Here is a 21,320-nt window from a genome sequence, read left to right as displayed (position 1 = left end):
CTATGTTCGGTTTGCTTCACCGAAAACTATTGAGAGAGCTTGCCGCTTCCGGGATGACGGTTCTGGCTATCGTCCTGGTGACGATGGTTGGCATCGCCTGCTTCGTTGCCATGCAATCGGCACATCGCAACCTTAGCTGGGCACGCGGCTATTATTATTCCCGCGGACGCATGGCAGACTTTTGGATCTCCGTCAAGAAACTTCCCCGGGAGGAGCTTTTCCGTCTGAAGAATATTCCCGGAATCGTGGAAATCCAACCTCGTATTCGCTTTCCGGTGACTGTTGACTTGCCCGACCAGAATAAGCCACTTGCGGGCGTTGCCCTGAGTTTGCCGGATGTCCTCCGTCCTACCCTCAATCAAATCGAAATATTGCGTGGCGGCTATTTTACAGGTACCCGACCGAACGAAGTAATCGTCAACGACGTCTTTGCACAGGCGCACGGGCTGCGGGTGGGACAAAAAATCACGCTAAATTTGGGCCGACGCCGGGAAGATTTGACTATAGTCGGGACAGCCTTCAGTTGCGAGTTTGTCTATCCGCTGGGGCCGGCGGCCATTGTTCCCGATCGGGAAGGATTCGGCATCTTCTATCTGAAGGAAAGCTTTGCACAGGATGTTTATGACATGGCTGGAGCGGCGAACGAACTTGTAGGCCGATTGAAGCCCTCAGGTCGGGAGACCGTGCGAACCATTCTCGCGGAAGTCGAACGCAGGATAGAAGAATACGGAGTGATTTCCACTATACCTCTGGACGAATATCCATCGAACACGTTTTTAAGTCAGGAAATTGAAGGATTGCGAACATTTGCTTTCATTATTCCGGCGGTTTTTTTAGTTGTTGCAGCAATTATAGTCAATATTGTCATGATTCGACGCATAGAGCAGCAGAGGATTATTATCGGAACGTTAAAAGCTCTGGGAATGGACGATCGCGTCATCGGCTGGCATGTTCTGGAATACGCGCTCGTGGTGGGTGCGCTGGGAGGAGTCTTGGGGTGTGGTCTGGGGCAGTGGCTCGCTGGGGCGATGACCCAGCTCTATCGCCGGTTCTACGAGTTTCCAGCGCTCCCAAGTCGGTGGTATCCCGATTTGCACGTCGAGGCCGTAGCTTTAGCGATTTTGGCGGCTGGGGCGGGTGGATGGCAGGGGATGCGGCGCTCTCTCGCCCTGGAACCGGCTTCCGCTATGCGACCGGCCGCACCTCCTCTGGGGGGCAGTGTCTTTTTGGAAAGGTTTCGGCTTTTGTGGGGAGCCCTCACTCCGCCCTGGCGGATAGTGGTGCGATCTTTGTTCCGTCATCCTTTTCGAACAGTTGCAGGCCTTCTTACTGGAATCCTTGCCACGGCAGTGATGTCGATGATTCTGTCTCTCTCCGTTGGCATTGATTACCTGATGATTTTTCACTTCGAGTGGGTATACCGCAGCGATGCAACGCTGGTTCTCAAGAGCGAGCAGAACGACAGCGTCCTGGAGGAGGTGCGGCGGCTTCCGGCAGTTCGATGGGTCGAGCCAATTCTGGCTGTCCCAGTGACACTACGGTACCGAGCACGCGAAAAGCTGACGACGATTACCGGCCTGCGGCAGGACCGCCTGCTTACCGCACCACGTGATCGGGTAGGCCACGCTATTGCGATCCCTCCCGTTGGGTTCGTGATCAGCCGGCAACTGGCGAAGGAGTTGGGCCTTGCAGCGGGAGATGATGTTGAGTGGCGTCCGGTCAAGGGCCGCCGGGAATGGTATTGTTCGCCCATTGCGGCGGTTGCCGATGATTACGTGGGGACCGCGGTGTACGCGAATATCGCATATCTCGATCGAATTCTGGGAGAAGAGTGTCCGGTTAATCGTGTTCAGCTCAGTTTGGATGAAAACCCACAGCAGCGCACCCGATTTTTTCAGGAGCTCAAGAGATTAGCCGGAATAGAAGAGGTCCTCAATCATGCTGATATGAAGGGCAATCTAGAAAAAACATTGCTTCGCAATATTTGGGTAATTCTTTCCATCGAAATCGGGTTTGCGGGTACGCTATTCTTCGGTGCTTTGCTCAGTGCAGGAGTCATTGCCGTTGAAGAACGAAGGCGGGAGTTTGCGGCCCTTTATGTGACCGGCTATACGCCCCTTCAAATTGGTGGGCTGCTTGCTCGGGAACACCTGTTCATTCTGTTGATTGGTTTGATCATGGGATTGCCCCTGGGCTATGTGCTTTCAGATTACGTCGTAGGAACCTACCAGAGCGAAGTGCTCCGCATGCCGCTGTTGTTTCCGCCTCGAGTGTGGTTGCTTACAGCGTTTTGGGGAACAGTGTTTGCAGCAGCTTCGCACCTGGTGGTGGAAACCATGATCTGGCGGACCGCGTGGCTGGAAGCCATCAAGGCTAATGAGTGAGGGACAAGAACGATGGCAATTGGGAGGACGATTCGGAAAAGCCCAATGCGTGTTGTGGGAACGGTGCTGTTCGTCTGCGGGCTCGGCGCAGTTCTGTATGTTATTTTTCAAAGTTCGAGTAAAGAGGATCAAACCGAAGTAGTCCTTTGCCAGCGCGGTACCATAAAGGAATTTATCAGTGAACGGGGAATGACTCGATTGCCGGAAACCGTGCTGATCAGCATGCCGTTCAATGGTCGGATCGAGGCCATCCCCTGGCGGGAAGGAACGGAAGTTAAAAAAGGGCAGGTCCTTGCCCGAATTGTACCGGCGGATGTCGAGAACATGCTGGCCGAGGCACGGGCAGTGGTGGCGCGTGTCGAAGCAGCCATCCGCACGAATCGTGACAACCGAGTGGAAGAAACAGCCCTCCAGCAGGCCCAGCAGTACGTGGAGTCGATGAAATCCACGGTCGAAGCGGCAGCGGCTCGGGCGAATGCCAGCGAAGCTCGCTACAACTATGCGGAGACGCGGCTCAAGCGGGTGACGGCCCTGGTCGGATCAGGAGCTGCATCCCAGGATGATGTGGATCGGGCCCAGTTAGCCAGTATCGAGGCTTCTCTCGCCTACCGTCAAGATCGTCTGGTGTACGCGGCGCTTTCTTCGCTTCAGGCCGCTACGAACCTTTTGCCTACTCTTATTCAGAGGTACATCGAACACAAGTCCTTGGTGGAAGGGGAGCTTGCGCAACAACTGGCAGAAGCCCAAGCGCGTTTGAAAATGGCGGAGGAAAATGCACGGCGTGCCGTGATGACAAGCCCCTATGATGGTGTCGTACTTCACCGGTTTGTAAGCCATGAACAGTTCCTCACAGCGGGAACCCCGCTTTTGGAAATAGGACGCTGGGAGGATCTGGAAGTGGAAGCCGATATCCTCACGGAGCAGGCTGTTCGGATCCGGCCGGGCATGCCGGTGGATATATTCCTTGGGTCCCAGGAGGATGTACCGGTCTGTCAGGGCCGAGTCAGCAGTATCTATCCTGCAGCGTTTACCAAATTGAGTTCACTCGGGGTGGAGGAACAACGCGTGAAAGTTATTGTGGCTCTCACCCCGGAAACGATTGTCAAGCTACGGGAGCGGTACCACGTGGGGGTTGGCTACCGTGTGCGTGTTCACATCATCACGCAGGAACGAGCCAATGTGCTGATTGTGCCTCGCATCGCCGTCGTACAGATCGATCAGCAGCACTGGGCCGTATGGACTCGGCGCGGGGGTGTCATTCGCCGACGGGCGGTACAAGTCGGAGTGATGAACGACCGCGAAGCAGAAATCCGCGAAGGGCTGAACGAAGGGGATGAAGTCGTTCTGACGCCGACAATCCAGTAGGGATATTAGCTCGTTCTCTAATCAAAAGTAATGGGGTATTCGACGCAGAAAGGGAGAGTGCCGTGCGGAGCGTTGCCGGGGGAATTGGTCCATGATACGATGGCGATATGGGAAGTTTGTCGTCGTGTGTTCCCCAGGACGGCAATAAGAAAAGGAGATTATCCCCATTACGTCTATGATCCGCCTTTTGCCCCCTCCGAAGTCCGACGAGGATCTCTTCCGAGAATCCACGATGACCTTTGGCGAGCACCTGGAAGAGCTACGGCAGTGCTTGTTCCGCGCTCTGTGGGGCCTCGCTGTCGGCGTGGTGATCGGCCTTATATTTGGTAATTGGGTGGTGATGCTGATTCAGCAGCCGCTGGAAAAGGCCCTCACCGAGCACTACATTCGACTCTCCCAGAGGCAAGTTGCACAACAGATTAAAGCCTTACGTGCAGCCGGGGTGGAAACGCCATTCACGGAGGACGCCGCATCACAGTTTGTGGTGTCGAAGCAGGTGCTTGCGGAAGAATATCTGATTTCTCCCCGCGAGTTAATGGTGCAATTTGCATCGGCTTTGCAGGCGATGCGAAAGAGGTGGGAGGACGATCAGAACGCCTTACTGACCCTCAGGAAACATTTGCAATCCGGGGAATCCCTTCCGCAAGATGCAAAGCTCCTGACGCGTCTTTCACACGGTTTTGAGGTGCTCGCATCTCGCTGGCCTGCCATGTTGGGTGATTCGGAAGCAGCGCCTTCCGGCAAGTCTACGACGTTGCTTTCCCTCAAAGAAATTGCCACGCTGAAAAGGAAGTTTCTCTCCGGGGAATCTATTACTGAGGAGGCTCGAAAAAAGTTGATCGATGCCCTGGGGCTGGTTTCAGGCCAGATTGAGAAAGGAATTGCTGCGCTCAGTCGCGAACATGGAGAGCTGGCGGGTCTGGCCGGTGCAGCTCTCTTGGAGCCAGGTCGGGTGGATGATTCTGAATTCATGCACGTGTTTCTATGGAGACCAGCCAAAGAAGATCCACGGGTGAGAGCAAGGAGCTTGAGCGCGCACGAAGCGTTCGCCATCTATATGAAAGCCTCATTTCTTTTCGGCGCAATCATTTCCAGTCCATGGGTCTTTTACCAGATATGGTCGTTTGTGGCCGCTGGTCTGTACCGCCACGAGCGGCGATTTGTCTACATTTTCTTGCCCTTCAGTCTGGGGCTTTTTCTCGCCGGAGCAGCCCTGGCATTTCTGTATGTTTTCGAGCCGGTTCTCACGTTTCTGTTTCAGTTCAACGACTGGCTTGGCATTCAACTCGAGCCGCGAATCAGCGAGTGGTTGTCGTTCGTACTTATCCTGCCACTGGGATTCGGCATTGGCTTTCAATTGCCGCTGGTGATGCTTTTCCTGGAGCGGATCGGCATTTTCACACTCCAGGATTACTGGTCGCAATGGCGCATAGCAGTTGTTGTCATCTTTATTATTGCGGCGATTTTGACGCCACCCGATCCGTCGAGCCAGCTCCTGATGGCCATTCCTTTGTGCTTGCTCTACTTCGGTGGAATGGCTTTATGCAAATTCTTTCCGCGGAACATCACCGCAGCCCCGCGAGGACGATCGCAGGCAGGCGTGGCCTAATGTAGGATCATGCTCGCAAAGCCAATCGTTAAGTTAGTCGAACGTACAGGAACTTCATCAGATAGGGGGTCGTCAAGGAGTACCCCGCGGGTTTCTTACCCTAAGTCACCGTACCTTGGAGGATGCTCAGTGGACTATCGCGCCGGGACGACCCAGACTTTTTCAACCAGGTGGGGGGCGTCATCCGGACCAGAAATCTGGACGACCATGGTGGAATGGTCGGCGTCGGCGGTTAGTTCGACTTCGGACTGTTTGGGGCCTGGCTGCGCACTGTTTATGGTCACCTGTGTGGGTGCCGGGGATTTCCCGGGTTTTTGAGCGGGCTGGGCAATGAATGTGACTGTGGCGTTAGAAGATTTGAGAATGGCACCGCAACGGTAGATGGTGCCGGGTTTGACGACGATGGTCGCGCTTGTCCACACCTTGTTATCGCCATGAGTTGTGACCGTCCACCGGTCTGGGGTCTCGACAGGTAAGGTGTGGAGAGTGAAGTCGGGGTTATAAACGAGGTTTTGGGGTGGATCCGTAGGACTAAGTGTGATTTCGATCTCCTTGCTCTCGCCTTCGGCCAGGGTCACGGTCATCTTGGCCGGTAATGCACCGGGACGATACACGGCAAGTTCGTACGTTCCGGATGGCAGATTGCGGAACTCGCCTTTGCCAAACCATCGGTCCGGCCTGTTTGTGGGTTGTGCCTCGGTGAGAGTCGAATACGGTGAGCCAAGGAGCACAACGCGGGCCTCCTGGTCATTGTTTTCGGCGAGCTTGGGGGCTGTGACCAGCACGGTAAGACGGGTTGTGCCGGGTTCCGTGCCCGATTTCAATCCGAGTGTGAAGACTGTATAGAGGACATCCGCAGTGACGCGTGCAGTTTCGAGGGCGCTTTCCAGGATGATGGGTTCGACCTGCGAACGATCCGGATGAGGTTGTGACACGAGCGGCAGGGCTCTTTCCGCACGTTCTTTGGAGAATTCCACAAGCCCTTCAATTCGTTTGAGCAATCCGGCCACGGCCTCGTCATCGGTGTTGCCGAGCAGTTTGGGCTGGTATCCTTTGATCGAAATGAGTTCGGCCTTAACCCAGTTTTCCAGTTCCCCGTGGTGAGGACAATTTTCTTTGGCATGGGGTGGAGCCCCGACGTCTTCGACAAAGTGAACGAGCGGTCCCAGTTGACGGCAGGCATTGGTGGGGGTCTCCGTGCGGAGCGCGAGCAGAGCGCGGCGAAAATAGGGTTCGAAGGTTACCTTGACCGAGGGCATGACGTGGCCCACATGTCTCGGAATGTCGGGAATCAGCAGGAAATCGTCGGCGTAGAAGCTTCCGAGGTCACGTCCTCGGTGGTCGGGGAGCCAGCAGTAATCCTGGAGGGCTGCCACATTCGACTCGCCGAGCTTCTGTTTGACCTCTGGGAGATTGGGGAGGACTTCCAACGCCGCGCGCGTAATCTGCGGATGCGGGCCCCACGCGTGGGCTGTTGCCGTGAGAAGACTGACAATCCCAATAGCAACCCATGCATACCGGCACATACGTCACCTCCAGGTCTTTGTGTTGTGCACCGTTTTCTCCTCGGCCACAAGTCTGGCCTCAATATGAAGTTTTGGCTACTCAGTTGAGGTACTGGCCCAGGTAGGTGGGCGGTTGAGCCAATCGATGTTGGAAATGCGTGCCAGTGCGATTTGAAGTGCGTGTGTGCCACTGCGCGCATGACCGCATGCGGCGACCGCAAGATAAAGCTGCTCGGCGAGCGCTAGGCCCGGCAGGACCAGTCCCATACGCTTGGCCTCTTGGATGGCGATGCCAAGGTCCTTGATAAGGTGTTCCACATAGAAACCCGGCTCAAAGCGATTTTGGATGATCCGCGGGCCCAGGTTGGAGATCGACCAACTTCCGGCTGCGCCGGAGGCTACAGACTCGATCACTTTGTTCAGGTCGAGACCCGCCCGATACGCATAGAGAAGCCCTTCGCAAACGCCCACCATCGTCGAGGCAATCAGAATCTGGTTGGTCATTTTGGCATGTTGCCCTGCCCCTGGTCCCCCATGATGGACGATGGTCTTTCCCATCAGGTGGAAGCACGGCATGACCGCCTCAACAACCTCGGGATGGCCACCGATCATAATGGAAAGCCGACCCTCTCGGGCTCCCACATCTCCGCCCGAGACGGGAGCATCCAGGGCGTGGCAACCTTTTGATCGAGCGGCCTCGTGGATCTCAATGGCCAGTTTGGGTTCATTCGTAGTCATATCGACGACGATTCCTCCAGGGGCCAGCCCTTGAAGGACTCCCTGGGGGCCGAGTATCACCTCGCGGACGTCTTGCGGATATCCGACGATGGTGAAAACAATATCCGATCTTTCGGCAACCTCCTTGGGACTGTCCGCCCAGCGTGCTCCGGCAGCGAGCAGCCCCTCGGCTTTCTGGCGAGTGCGGTTGAATACCGTGCAGGTATAACCCGCCTTCAGCAAATGGCTGCACATCGCTGCTCCCATCACTCCGGTACCAATCCAGCCAATTCGAGTTCGGGAGGGATCTGCCGATGGAATGGTCATCTGGAACATCCTCCTTTCCAATCGTATTTCTCCAAATGCTCGATCCATCTGGCTTGAACCAGATGATGAAGCGGCTTCCCCTAGCTCGTGTTCTCACCTCAGTCTTCTTGGGAACACCCGACAGGACTGATCATTCCTGCCGGGTCTCGACCGGGACGGTGACACTTACTGTCGGTACCATCGCCATTCGGGGCGCTCCAAGACGTCGCGCAGAATGACGGCTGTGGCCATCCCCTCCGGCGTGCTGAATGTATTCAGAAGAACTTGAGAAAGCGGGTGAAATTGAACCTCTGTGGGTACAGCAGACGGCGGAATGGAGACATCCTCGGAGACCATGGGTAACACCTCAGCCGGCTGCGATGGCTGAGTTTCCGGAACAACGGGCACTTCATGGGTTGCTACTGTCGATTTTTCCGCGGACTGACGCGTCAGCCCCTGCCGGGAAGCGACGTTCTGAAAGGTATGTGCCACGTGCTCCGCGATAGTCTCGTCGGCTCGGTTCTCAGCGAGAGAGGCCCTCACGACATCTCCAGCCGTCGGTTCTGGTAGTCGTGTCGGAGGGGCAGTTCGATCGGCTCCGACCTGTTGGGGGCGGGGCTTCGTCGGTAGTTTGCGAGGAACCTGCATGCGATCGCCAACGGGACGCAAAGGTTTTTCTTCAGCCTCCCTTAAGAGAACCTCGATATTGTCCTCTGGCGGTGGAGCACGGCGAGCCCTTTTTTGTTTCTCACGTTTAAGTGCTTCCTGCCGGCTTTGGATGATGGACCCTACGATCGACAAAATGATGATGATGAGCGCCACAACGAGCTGCGTGAAATCGGCCAGAAGGAAAATATTATTCAATGCCATGAGCACCAGCTCCTGGAGTACGAAGGCTTGTTGGACAAGCCGTGGGGCTACCCGGCCTGCTGCGGGCGGACCTGTTGGGTGACCGGGACGCCCATCCGCGCGATCGCCGATCGCATCTCGGTATCCGCCTGAATGTTCTTCAACCGGTAATAATCCATAATTCCCAGTTTGCCTGATTCGAACGCCTCTGCAATGGCTCGCGGGACTTCGGCCTCCGCCTCTACGAGCCTTGCCCGCGCCTCCTCAATGAGGGCCAAGTTTTCCTGCTCAGCGGCGACGGCCATGGCCCGACGGCCTTCGGCCTTGGCCTGTGCCACGCGCATATCAGCTTCTGCCTGATCCGCCTGAATTCTTGCACCAATGTTCTGGCCAACATCGATATCGGCGATATCGATGGAAACAATCTCGAACGCCGTCTGCCGGTCGAGGCGTCGCGCCAGGACAGCCTTCGAGATCCTGTCGGGGTTTTCCAGAACCTCGTAGTGGCTTTCTGCAGAGCCGATGGCACTGACGATGCCTTCACCTACCCGGGCAATTATGGTTTCTTCCGTGGCCCCGCCGATCAACTGGAGGATATTGGCCCGTACAGTCACGCGAGCCTGTACCTTAAGCTGAATTCCGTTGCGGGCGACGGCTTCCAAAGCCTCTTTACCCGAGCCTTTCTTGGGGCAGTCAATCACCTTGGGATACACGCTGGTCTGGACGGCTTCCAGGACGTCTCGACCGGCCAGATCAATTGCCGTGGCCAGCCGAAAATCAAGCTCGGTCATTTTGGCGTTCCGTGCAGCAATCATCGCACGGATGACTTTGTTAACGTCACCCCCAGCCAGATAGTGGGCTTCCAGCGCTCGGGTAGTGACGCCATCTTTCTCCGTGATACCGGCCTGGACCGCCATGATTTTCGCACGGACGATCACTTCGGGCCGAACTTTTCTGAACGTCATGCCGAGAAGGTCAAGGATTCCGATGCGGGCTCCGGTCGTCTTCGATTGAATCCACAGGCGAAAGAATTTGAAGAAAACCGCCAGAAAGACCAGTGCTACGATAATCGCGGCAAGGATTAACACAAATCCGATAATCTGGATAATGTCTTGGTTTTGCTGAGCAATGGGGAGCATTTTTCGAACCTCTCTCGACTTCCTCGTCAGTATGCCGATGGATCGCTCGTACTTTTGGCTACCATCCTTAATTTTCCTGACGAATTTTCAATTCTCATCACCCTTGTTTGTGACTAGGAACGATCAATTCCACCTTCGCCCGGTTTTGGTTACGTGCACCCCCAGCTTATCTTCACGCAGCAGCAAACGGGTCCAGGCCGATTTCGTCGATCGGCTTTTCTCGCCAGTTTTCGCCGGGTTGTTCCTTTGGTTTCTGGTCAACCGGCTGTTCGCCCTCTTCGAGCTTGCGCACCGTGATCCAGGAACCAAAAACGTTCACCACGCGTACCCATTGATCCGCTTCAATTGGAAAACCATCGCTGACAGCATCATAGGAGCGACCATCGATAACGACCACCCCTGCGGGCAACATCGGACTTTTGGTTTTGCCAACCCGTCCAATGAGGCTTCGCAACTCGCGCAGTTTGGGATTATCCGGCAAGCACGCCTCCACTTGGGGAGGCGGAAGCATCACCCGCCTTCCCACAGGCGTTTTGGGCCACAGATAAACGGCCAGAATCACGAAAGCGGGGATGCCGAACACACTCACAAGAAGCAGGGCCATGCCCAAACTGGCACTGTACATAAAACCGGTGACAATTGCCCCGGCAACAGCACACAGCGAGAGGAAGGTGAGAATTCCGTGAGAAACAAAAAATAGCTCAAGAATAGCCAGGAACAAGCCTGTCAGCATTAACAGAACCGGCCACAGCCACGTGTTCATCCATCACTCCCTCTACCGTTAACCGGCCAGACAGGCGGTGTCAAATAGATATCTTATTTGCACCCTCTCCATGCCAGTCGAAGCCCAGTGTATCACAGCGCTCCGGCATGAGCAAGTACGCGAGGCCGTCCCTTACTCGATAGTAACGCTCCGCATTCTCCAATCGACTGCGCCAGACGTCAAATCAAACCTGACCTACCATGTGTTGACTGCCTGACTACAGATGGAAAGCAGGTGGCGACCTCTTTATGACATCTGGGGACGAACGTAGATACGGTTACCACGGACCTCAGTAACTACCACGGGAGTACCAGGATCGATGGGATCCCCATCCTGGGAGATCACGTCGAGGGTGCGCTGGCCAAAGCGGGCCTTTCCGCTGGGTAACAACTTCGTGACCGCGACACCCTGTTGGCCCACAAATGATTCGTCAATGTCCAAAAGGCTTCGACGTCGAAGCATGTCTTCCGCCTCGTTCTCGGAGGGCGGAGCAAGCATGAGGTGCTTGAGTCCAGGAGTTTTCGGTAACCACCGATTGATGAACCCCAGGACCACCCCAATGCCGATCGCCGCGAAAAGGAGGATCAAAAGCGATTTTTGGAGCTGAAGCCATTGGTAACTGTTCTGCGGCACGATGAATGTTTGACTGGCCAGCACCAGAGAAGCAACAATTAGCAAACCCCCGCCCAAGCCGAAGATCCCGAAACCAGGCAGCACGAATATTTCCAGAAGCAGGCAGCAGGCCCCCAGCAGGAAAAGGAGGACCTCCAGCCATCCGGCCGTCCCTCCGAGAAATCGGCTCCAAAAAAATAGTACAAAACACACTGCCGCCAGGAATCCCCCAATTCCAATGCCCGGCGTCTGCACTTCGACGAGTAAAGCCACACCCCCGATAATCAGGAGGAGCACCGCGACATATGGCGAGGAGAGCGCGCGCAAAAGCGTATCCACCCAAGTGGGCTCGAGAAGAGCGGGATCGTTTTCCAGCCCGTACAATCCCTTGAACTCAGCGAAGCTTTCCACAAGGTCCCGGCACAGGCCGTATTCGACTGCTTTTGCTCCGTCCACCTGCAAAGGTTTACCTTTTTCTTTGACGAGGTTTTTTCTTTCCCACTCGTTTTTGTCCGGTAACTGGGCCCATTCCTCTTCCGACATGAACTCGGCAGAATTGGGCATCCCCTTGCGCACGTATTGGAACAATTCGATATTGGGGTCCACCAAGGAAAGCGGGAGTGACCAGGTACGATTGGTGCGTTTGGCAATGACCTCCTGCACGACGCGCCTGATTTGCAAAAGGTCATCCTCGGTAGGCACCGCGTTTCCTTCTCCACCCAGCAACGCTCCGGGAGCCATGATGATCTGGTCACAAGCCACGGCAATCAGTGCAGCGTCGGCCAATGCACGAGACGGAATATAGGCGACCGTCCGAACCTTTTCGGGATCCAAATCTGCCGCTAAATACGAAGCCAATTTGAGAGCATCACGCGGCGAGCCTCCCGCGCTGTCGATCCGAACACACACGAAATTAGCATCTTTTCGCTGCCTCGCTTCCTCAATGAGTCGTTGGGCACGCTCGACCGAAGCGGGAGTGATGGGGCCCTCGATCAGCACCTGAACAGCCCGCCAGTGATCGGCGACAAATCGCTCTTCCTGGACGAGATTTGCCCGAAGTCCCAGCGCCGCGTAGAGCTCCCGCGTATCGGCAACAGTGCTGGAGATCAAATCCAGCGCGCGCGATTCACGACCCGTGAGGCGGGCTACCTGCCCCGCTGGAAACACCACACTGGGTGTACCGCGTAAAGTCCGCGTTTTGCGTATTTGTTCCAGCTCCTCCGGTGTGACGAAGAGTCGCTCTGTATCAGTTTCGACTTGGAGCACGGTTCGCGAAGGATCCAACATTCCTAGAGCAACCGCGACAGGGATACTCCGACGGCGTTCCGCAATGTGCCGGTATGCACTGTGCATTGGAGGTGTGATCCGCCGCTCGGCGGCACCCGCTGCACCCCATTCTGCGTCCGGTGCCATGTATATCTCTTGACACGCGATGACAACGAGCACGGCATGGCCCTCCGCTCGATAGGGGATGTAGGCCACTGTTTTGATGCCGGAAAGGCTTTCGCTCGTGAGAAAGTCTGCGAGATCGTAGCAGGCTCCAAATTCACTTCGTGCCGCGTAAGCTTCTTCGCCCTTGTTGGTATCGAATCGGAGTATAAAAACGAGTTTGTCTTTTTGCCCTTTGAAATTATCGATCAGTCGGAGCATGACCTGCTTCACCCGGGCACCACTCGGACCGGTAATGGGCAACTGGATGGGAATCAGACGCCCAATCATCCCGGGGTTGGCGTTCTCCCCATCTTCCCCTGGGTTGGAAAGGCCTGCGTCGTGGGATTGATCCTTCGCGAAAAGGATTGCAGGAAACGTGGCCGTGATCGAGGCTGAAATCTGTGCGAATCCAGCCTGCCGCGGAGCACCGATTCCCACAAGCCACGTGAAAGCGAGCAATGCTGCCAAGCGTTGGCGCACGATCCGTCCTCCCGGGAAAAATCGTCGCTCGTTCATCCGTAACCCCCGCAAATGCGTGAGTGGTCCGAAGGCCGGTCGTGTTTCTGTTACTTTCCTCAAAATCATGCAGCGCGTCTTACGTGGACACCAGTCCCCGCCGCTTACCATTGTAGAGGCTGACACGTTACTTGAGCAGCCGTCATGCTGGCGGGCAGCGATTATGACGACTTCCGTTGGTGCCTCGCGCGGAGTGTCCAGGAGACAGCCATTACGGGCTCTCAGCCGAAAAACTCTGATAACGCACCAGAGCATCGGTCAGGGAGTCCATTCTGCGGTTACACCGAATTGCATAGGTTTCGCTCCGCTTTGGTGCGCACCCATATCAGGACTTTTCCCTGTGAAAGGGGGCGAAAAGTTGGGGATGAACTCTCCGGCGCCGCGGCCGGGTGAATCTGGAGCAAGCCGAAAACTGCCTGTCTTGGTATCGAAGTTGAGACCGGCGCCTTTCTCGTAGATTGGTACGCCGCGAATTCCGTGGACCTCATGGCCTTCTGGTACTCGCCCGTTGTAAAGGTCGTAGTCGAAATCATTGTCCCCGTTTTCCCGAGCCTCGCTGATGCTGCGCTGCTCAGGGGACATAACCTGGAGGATGTTGTTTCGAGAGATGCAATGCTTCACGATACGGTTGCCCCCCAATCCGCCGGTGGGTAGGAACGGCTCGCCAGAGAATATCGTGTTGTGGAATATGTACATATGGCCCGTCATCCAGTCTTCGCTACCTGCATAGCCCATTTTCAAGAAGTAGCCGCCCGTGTGGTCCGGGCGCCATTGGCTGCGGGCAACAACGTTTTGCCAGATGTACAGAGGTCCAATCGAGGTTGGTGCATTACCGATCATCATCATGCACTGCGTGATGTAATTGCCCCAGACGCGGACATTTCGGTTGCCACCTTCGACTTCCAGCCCATCGTCCCAGCAATGGCTCACGAAATTGCCGTAAATATCGCAGTCGGGGCCGGGCGCACCACGAAAACTCGCGTTGCTTCCGCCGCCGATCACGTCGTTAAACATGTGATCCAGATCGGAGTAGCACTCGTTGTAACGGATCACGTGATTACCAGCGGTATCAAAGAAAGAAATGCATTGTGGGCCTTGCGGATGTGTGGGGTACTTTGGTTCGTACCACGTGTTTGTATCGGCGAAGGGGTGGTGAAGTCTGCACCTTTGAATGATCACCCGTCGGACGTTTCGGTTTCGGCAGAGGACAGCCGCATCATAATCGAACCCAAAGCCCGTTTCGGGATTAATGCGCCCCCAATCGGAAATATCACAATTTTCAATGATGATGTCGTGCCCCTCGTCGATGCGAATTGCTCCGATGGGGGAACGCCTTAAATTGTCTCGGGAGCCTGCGCCCCGGAGGACGAGATTCCTCACGATAATGTACGATGCAGAAATCGTGATGCATGCGTCGTGCCGGTGTCCGACATCGATCACAGCCCCCTTGCCATCATAAACGCGATAGCCATCTGGTCGTCCGGACTGAGTGATATTGAGCGGGCTCGTACCGTCCGCAACGGCAACGGTTTCGCCCTCAGGGAACCTTTCATCCCACGTGCGTGCCACTAGGGTGGTGGATGTATCGGTGCCTTCCAATCGGAGCTCGATTTCGTAACTGGTGTTGGGCCGAAGGTTGACGATGCTTCCTCGATAGTCAGCCAGGTCTTCATCGGTGTTCGCGATAGGGTTAAATTTCATGGGCAGTCCATCTTGCCATAGGTTTGTGCCCAACTCCCGGAAGCGTATGAAGACCCGCCTGTCGGCAGCACCGCCGGGCGGCGACCAGTAGAGCCCAACACAATGAAACGTGGGGATTGCAACGGGCTTTGCGGCGATAGAAGAGGGCTCCTCGGCTACGGCTAGCGCACCTTGGGTGAGCGCCGTAGCGAAAATCACGTGCAGCGTAATGAACGGCACAGTGGACGAACGCATGGCCTGGCTCCTTGGAAACCTCTTGCCATCTGGAATGAAACGGCAGGAACGAAACTACTGGGCGTCACCATCCCGTGGTCATTGTCTTGAAGATCATTTCTTGTGGCAAGAGTACAGACATCCTTCCGCCGTTGCCTAAACTCACATAGATTGGCTGACAGGAGCCGCACAAGGTGGTGGTTACTTCAGAAGTTTTGGCAGAATATAACAGTGACCGACGAATCATTCATACTGAAGAAGGTTATCGATTGCCAGGGGAGACATATATCATGCGTGCGATGGTTCTCAGTGAAATAATGCAGGTCCATGAGGACTCCCAACCTTTGGCGCTCACCGAGTGGCCGGATCCAGTGCCCGGCCCCGGAGAGGTTCTCCTGGCCGTAACGGCCTGCGGGGTATGTCACACAGAGCTGGACGAAATTGAAGGTCGCGTCACACCGGCGTTTTTCCCAATCATTCTCGGGCATCAGGTGGTGGGTCGGGTGATCGCGATCGGGCCCAACGTTGAAAGATTCTCGATAGGAGACCGTGTGGGCGTGGCTTGGATCTTTTCGGCCTGTGGGCAATGTGCCCAGTGCGCGTCGGGTAAAGAAAATCTGTGCTCTGAATTCCGCGGCACCGGGAGGGATGCGCACGGCGGATATGCGGAAAAGATCATCGTCCGCGCCGATTACGCGTATCATTTACCAGAATCGTTGAGTGACCGGGAGGTGGCACCACTTTTGTGTGCCGGTTCTATTGGTTACCGTGCATTCCGGTTGACGGAATTAAAAGAGACAGGGCGACTGGGCTTGATGGGTTTTGGGGCCTCCGGCCACCTCGTGCTCAAAATGGTGCGCGCGCACTGGCCGAAAATGGATGTTTATGTCTTCTCGCGCAATCCGGCGGAGAGAGCCCTCGCTCACGAACTCGGCGCTGTGTGGACAGGGGATATCGCAGAGAGGCCGCCGGAGCTTTTGGACGCCATCATTGACACCACACCTGTATGGCGGCCGGTTGTGGAGTCGCTTGCTTCTTTACGGCCGGGCGGTCGGCTGGTGATCAACGCGATTCGCAAAGAAGAGGTGGACAAGGATGCACTTCTTCGCCTTTCTTATTCGGAGCACCTTTGGATGGAAAAAGAAATCAAGACCGTGGCCAATGTCACCAGGCGAGACGTCATCGATTTCCTCAAATTAGCTGAGGTTGCAGAAATCCGACCGGTGGTGCGGGAATACAAATTGGAAGATGCCAATCGGGCGCTGCAGGATCTGAAATTTGGGAGGACACCAGGGGCAAAGGTGCTCTGTATGGGCTGATCCCCGGATCGGTATCGGTGATTGCTAGAGTCCCTGGAGGAACCGCTGGACCGCCCAGGCAGCCTCGATCTCCTCTACGATAATACAGTTGGCTCCTGCGCGTTCCAGCGCGATTCGATGGCTTTGATAGCGGCAGCGTGCAATGATGGTAGCTTGGGGGTTGAGCTGCCGGGCTGTTTTCACAATGGCGGTAGCGACCGAGTCGTCAGGTACACACACGACGACCATTGTGGCATCTAGGATTTCAGCTCGCTGAAGGACATCTGTATCCCGTCCGTCGCCGCATATTGTGCGAAAACCTTGCTGAGCGAACGGCTGCAAGTTGACGGGGCTTTGATCGATGAGGCAAACGTCCATGCCCAGCGTCTCCAGATATGCGGCGATGTGTCCACCCATAGGACCAGCCCCGATGAGGACCACTTTGCGTAGTTGCGATTCGCCCCCAGGTCTACGGTTTGGCTGGCCCTCCAAGACCGAACCACGTACCAGGCGAAAGCCCCAGTAGACCAGAATGGGTGTGGCCATCAAAGTGGCGACAGCCACCAGCATGAGCGCGTTGTACAGGCCGCCGGAGACGATTCCTGATTGTCTCCCATTCCATAGCAGCAGAAAGGATAATTCACCCATTTGCAAAAGCGCGGCCCCTAGTCCCACTGCTGACCTCCAGGGAAGTCCACTCCATCGCAAAGCAACGACAAGTGACGCAGCCTTAGCAGGGAGGCAGAGAAGGCAAAGAATCAATGTCCCAAGCGTCACTTCGTGCAATTTGTCCAGGTTCAGGTACGCGCCGAGACTGATAAAAAATATGGCTCCGAAAGTTTCCCGAAAAGGGAGAGCAAGCGCATCAAGTTGTTTGGTCATGCGATTCCCATTGAGAACGAGACCTGCTGCCAGGGCTCCCAACGCAACGGGAAGATTCAGCAGATGGCTTACATAACCGAATGTAGTGAGGACGAGCAACGCAAAGAGGACTGCAATTTCTGTACTTCTCAGCCGCCCTAGTCGGGGGACGATCCAGTGGGCGACAACCAGACGAAGAAGAGGGATTGCCAGGATCAGAGGAATTGTCAGCAAAATTGCGCTTATTGCGAACGAACTGGCTCCAACACCGTGCCTTTGAATTGCAGCACTCCACATCATGATAGGAAGAATAGCCGCGTCCTGGAACAGCAGGATGCCTATGGCTCGGCGGCCCGCGGGGTGGGCCGTATATCCCCATTCCGTTAAGGCGCGGAACACGATCACCGTGGAACTTACTGCAACGCTCATTGCCACTACAATGGCGGTTCCAATTTCGAATCCTAAAAGTCGGCACAAAACGGCAACCACGAGAAGACAGAATCCCACCTGAATCGTGCCAATGCTCAGACACTGCCTCCAGGAACGCCGCAGTTCTTCTAGGGACAGCTCGATTCCAATTGCAAACAGCAAAAAAACAACCCCAATTTCGGCAAGCCACTCAATTTGGTTCCCCGGGCCGATCAAACACATTCCACTTGGACCGATAATCGTGCCTGCCAGCACGTAGCCGGGCAGAATCGGAATTCGACATACCCGACAGATTGTGCCAGCCAAAAACCCGACCAGCAAAATGACAATGATCTGAGGAATAGATGATTCCATGCGTAAAGCCGCTCCTTTCGTGTCCCGGAGCTAGGTCGCGCAACAGAATCCTCAAAGGTGCCTCATGTTCATGATACCGCGGGTTTGCAAGAGGCGGCGTGGTTTGGGATTGACGCATCCCGAGGTGCGGCCTAGACTTTGCATAGTAGGACGGTTCACCATGTCACGTTTAATGCGACTCTTTATCGCCATTTGGTTCCTTATTGGCTGGGCGCCGCACGGTGTGTGTGGTGTCGGGGCTTATCTAGTGCGACAGGCCGCCCCGGCTGTCAAAACTACCCCAGTATCCCAGGCTATCGAATGCCCTTATTGCGGCCGTAACCAGGTTTTGGGGGCAGTTCGTGATGGTGAAAGGAACAGTACGGACTCTTCTTCTCAGCACACCTCTTCCGACTGGCCGAATGATCACCAAAATGGGCATCCGTGCTGCCACCCGCATCCTGGCCTTTTGAGTGCCGATTCATTCGTTTCGGGCCTGATGGCATCTCTGATCGACGGCGTGGCATGGTTTGCCTGGGACGAGACGCAATCTCCCGCCGGCCTTCTTCATGAACAGCCTCATTTGGCTGAAAATCTTCTGGCGCCGCCCTGGCAGAATGTTCCTCTCTAATTAGCATGCTGTTCTCTTCTCATCTAATACTCTGATTCGCCTGTTTTTTTCAGGCAAGTTTTGGGCACCCTGCCGTGGAGAGTGTTGCGCCGGGTCATGTTGATCCCGCTCCGAGTGTCCGTTCCAGTCCGGACGGCTCAGCACGGGAATAGTGTGCCAGTCATTATGTCCCACTGTCACAGAACGTGCCGTGTATACTGCTGCGCTGCTCGGTCGAAATTCCACAAGAAGACGCGTCGGCAGCAGTTGAACAAAAAACACAGAAAGAGCGACGTGGACAAGCCAAATAAGCCATCCGGTGCAATTGCTAAACATTCATGTATTTCAAAGCCACGAAAGGTACTTCAAACTATTTGTGAAATGTCTGAATGGGAGGAGCATCTTGCTCTTCTCCGTAGTCATTGCTCGGCGACTCAATGAATGCTGAAAAATATTTTTAGACTGTAAAGGAGACAAATATGAGCGAATTCCGCCCTTTCGCTGATCCACAAGACGCGAGTGTTCCGGGGGAGGTGAAAGCCCACGACGAGGCGAGCGTCTCCGTTCCTCGGAAACCGGGGCGAGCATTCTTCGGCCGAAGGCGCGGGTGGTTAATAGCCGTGTCCATTGTGGCGGCTTTCGGGGTTGGTTGGGGCGCTGCTCAGCTAATGCGTCATCAAGCCTCCGGTGGCCACACGGAATCTGAGCGGAACCAGGTTCAGGGAGAGCAAAAAATCAAATGGTGGACCTGTGCCATGCACCCGCAGGTGCGGCAGCCGGGCCCGGGAAAATGCCCGATCTGCTTCATGGATTTGATACCCGTTTACTCTGAGGAAGAGACTCCATTAACAATACGCCAGATCCGTATGACACGGGAAGCGGTTGCTCTTGCCGAGGTAGAAACAGCTCCGGTCCGGCGTATTTTTCCTACCCGTGAAATCCGGTTATGGGGACGGATCGATTTTGATGAGACGCGTCTGGCTACCATTTCGGCACGATTTCCTGGTCGTCTCGATCGCCTTTATGTGGACTACACGGGTGTGCCCGTGCGATTGGGAGATCACCTGGTGGATATTTACAGTCCTGAACTGGTGGTGGCGCAACAAGAGCTGTTACAGGCGCAGATGTCGTTGAAATCGGCAACACCCGGCAGCACTCAGTACACCGTGGCGTCCTCTCTGCTAAGGAGTTCTGAAGAAAAGTTGCGGTTGTGGGGTATCCTTCCGGATCAGATTGAAGAAATCAAACAGCGTGGATTCGCGACCGATCACGTCACGCTTTATGCGCCGATAGCCGGCATCGTGATCAACAAACATGCCAAGGAAGGAGATTATGTGAAAACAGGAGATCCAATTTATTCTATTGCGGACCTCTCACAGGTTTGGGCTGTGTTCGACGGTTATGAGGCAGACATTCCCTGGTTGCGGTATGGCCAAACTGTAGTCTTTGAAACGGACGCCTTTCCCGGTGAAAAATTTTCCGGACAAATTGCGTTCATCGATCCAACACTGCGAGAAGCAACACGCACGATAAGAGTTCGAGTCAACGTGGCCAATCCTGGTGTGCGTCTAAAGCCCGGGATGCTGGCACGTGGTCTGGTGGAAGCGCATCTGGCGGCCGAGGACACGGTTTTTGAACCCTCTCTGGCTGGAAAGTGGATCTGCCCAATGCATCCAGAGGTGATTTCGGACTCCCCAGGGAAGTGCACGCGATGCGGTATGGATCTGGTTCGGGTGGAATCGCTGGGATACGTGGCGATGGATGAAAAACTCACCCCCCCGCTCGTTATCCCCGCATCCGCACCGTTAATCACGGGTAAGCGGGCCCTCGTATATGTCCGCGTTCCGGACGGTGAGGAGCCGATATTTGAAAGTCGCGATATTGTACTCGGTCCACGAGTGAAAGAGGGATACATTGTCCACAGCGGCTTGAAAGAAGGTGAGTTAGTCGTCGTTAAAGGGAACTTCAAAGTGGACAGCGCTGTGCAACTTACCGGAAAAGCCAGCATGATGCATTCGGTCGATCAGACGTCTGAGGTCACAACTACAAAGGGACCGGAATTTGGTTCGGCAGGCAATCCCGTTCTCGCTCGGGCGCTCCAAAGTCTGTGGTCTCCCTACCTTAGCATCCAACGGGCGCTTTCGCACGATGAGCCAGGCGAGGCGGTTGCAGGATTCGCCGCAATCGAAGCAACTCTTCCGCAACTTCTCCGTGCAGACCTACCGGAGAAGGAGCGGCAACAGCTTGCAGAAATTGTGCCGCACCTACAAGCGGCGTGTGACCAGGCCAGGAACATGCAGGACATGGAAGTCTTGCGGTCCGCTTTCCGGCACCTGTCACAGTCTCTGATTGAGGCAGTGAAACAATTTGGCCACGCCCACGAGAAGCCGCTCGTCGTGGTCTATTGCCCGATGGCATTCTCCAACCAAGGAGCGGAATGGTTACAGGAGGGGGAAGAAGTGGCCAATCCTTACTTTGGAAGTCGCATGCTTCGCTGTGGGGAAGTTAAGGAACGAATAGAACCGCTGGGCACCAAAGGAGATGTCAATCCATCGACGCGTGGCGGTTCTCAGCCTCAGCCGCCAATGAATCACTTCCATCAGCATTGACAGTCGCAGCGACAATTGCCGGAAATTGCCGAAGCGTGTAGTCGAGTAAATATTTATCGTACATTGCCGA

14 protein-coding genes are annotated in these 21,320 nt (G+C 55.3%); 6 read left to right on the top strand and 8 right to left on the bottom strand.

The annotated features are described in order from the left end of the window. Positions 1-2: 2 nt before the first annotated feature. From ABJK56_RS04705 to tatC, 3 genes are all read left to right on the top strand, one after another. Positions 3-2,384: an ABC transporter permease gene (locus ABJK56_RS04705; RefSeq protein ID WP_347243509.1), complete on the top strand. Its 2,382-nt coding sequence runs from the start codon at positions 3-5 to the stop codon at positions 2,382-2,384. Positions 2,385-2,429: 45 nt separating this feature from the next. Beyond that, entirely contained in the window at positions 2,430-3,749 is a 1,320-nt protein-coding gene (locus ABJK56_RS04700; protein WP_347243508.1) for an HlyD family efflux transporter periplasmic adaptor subunit, read from the top strand. 232 nt (positions 3,750-3,981) lie between these two features. Next, positions 3,982-5,358, top strand: coding sequence for a twin-arginine translocase subunit TatC (gene tatC, locus ABJK56_RS04695; protein WP_347243507.1), 1,377 nt, complete (start codon positions 3,982-3,984; stop codon positions 5,356-5,358). Between the two features lie 134 nt (positions 5,359-5,492). Here tatC and ABJK56_RS04690 read toward each other — a convergent pair whose 3' ends face one another. From ABJK56_RS04690 to ABJK56_RS04660, 7 genes are all read right to left on the bottom strand, one after another. Continuing rightward, the gene (locus tag ABJK56_RS04690) at positions 5,493-6,884 is read right to left on the bottom strand and encodes a hypothetical protein (RefSeq protein WP_347243506.1); all 1,392 of its coding nucleotides are present in this window, start codon (positions 6,882-6,884) and stop codon (positions 5,493-5,495) included. A 75-nt stretch (positions 6,885-6,959) separates the two neighbouring features. After that, positions 6,960-7,907: an NAD(P)-dependent oxidoreductase gene (locus ABJK56_RS04685; protein ID WP_347243505.1), complete on the bottom strand. Its 948-nt coding sequence runs from the start codon at positions 7,905-7,907 to the stop codon at positions 6,960-6,962. 165 nt (positions 7,908-8,072) lie between these two features. Then, a complete protein-coding gene (locus tag ABJK56_RS04680; RefSeq protein ID WP_347243504.1) occupies positions 8,073-8,756 on the bottom strand; it encodes a hypothetical protein in 684 nt (227 codons plus the stop codon). A gap of 47 nt (positions 8,757-8,803) precedes the next feature. After that, positions 8,804-9,874: a flotillin-like protein FloA gene (floA, locus tag ABJK56_RS04675; protein ID WP_347243503.1), complete on the bottom strand. Its 1,071-nt coding sequence runs from the start codon at positions 9,872-9,874 to the stop codon at positions 8,804-8,806. 172 nt (positions 9,875-10,046) lie between these two features. Beyond that, on the bottom strand, positions 10,047-10,637 hold the full coding sequence (locus tag ABJK56_RS04670; protein ID WP_347243502.1) for an NfeD family protein: 591 nt from the start codon (positions 10,635-10,637) through the stop codon (positions 10,047-10,049). Positions 10,638-10,883: 246 nt separating this feature from the next. Then, positions 10,884-13,160, bottom strand: coding sequence for an NfeD family protein (locus ABJK56_RS04665; protein WP_347243501.1), 2,277 nt, complete (start codon positions 13,158-13,160; stop codon positions 10,884-10,886). Between the two features lie 294 nt (positions 13,161-13,454). Continuing rightward, positions 13,455-15,131, bottom strand: a complete 1,677-nt coding sequence (locus tag ABJK56_RS04660) for a right-handed parallel beta-helix repeat-containing protein (RefSeq protein ID WP_347243500.1) — start codon at positions 15,129-15,131, stop codon at positions 13,455-13,457. 269 nt (positions 15,132-15,400) lie between these two features. Between ABJK56_RS04660 and ABJK56_RS04655 the strand changes: the two genes are divergently transcribed. Continuing rightward, complete coding sequence (locus tag ABJK56_RS04655; RefSeq protein ID WP_347243499.1) at positions 15,401-16,429, top strand: zinc-dependent alcohol dehydrogenase family protein; 1,029 nt, start codon at positions 15,401-15,403, stop codon at positions 16,427-16,429. A 24-nt stretch (positions 16,430-16,453) separates the two neighbouring features. Here ABJK56_RS04655 and ABJK56_RS04650 read toward each other — a convergent pair whose 3' ends face one another. Beyond that, positions 16,454-18,052, bottom strand: a complete 1,599-nt coding sequence (locus tag ABJK56_RS04650) for a cation:proton antiporter (RefSeq protein WP_347243498.1) — start codon at positions 18,050-18,052, stop codon at positions 16,454-16,456. Between the two features lie 160 nt (positions 18,053-18,212). On the opposite strand from ABJK56_RS04650, the gene ABJK56_RS04645 reads away from it, so the two are divergent. Both ABJK56_RS04645 and ABJK56_RS04640 read left to right on the top strand, forming a co-directional pair. Then, on the top strand, positions 18,213-18,662 hold the full coding sequence (locus tag ABJK56_RS04645) for a hypothetical protein (RefSeq protein ID WP_347243497.1): 450 nt from the start codon (positions 18,213-18,215) through the stop codon (positions 18,660-18,662). Positions 18,663-19,120: 458 nt separating this feature from the next. Beyond that, on the top strand, positions 19,121-21,250 hold the full coding sequence (locus ABJK56_RS04640; RefSeq protein WP_347243496.1) for an efflux RND transporter periplasmic adaptor subunit: 2,130 nt from the start codon (positions 19,121-19,123) through the stop codon (positions 21,248-21,250). The last annotated feature ends 70 nt before the right edge of the window (positions 21,251-21,320 follow it).

Origin of the sequence: Thermogutta sp., assembly GCF_039793925.1 — a bacterium.
Classification (GTDB): domain Bacteria; phylum Planctomycetota; class Planctomycetia; order Pirellulales; family Thermoguttaceae; genus Thermogutta.
Note: the sequence above shows the minus strand (reverse complement) of the source record. Positions and strands in the feature narration are given on the sequence as shown.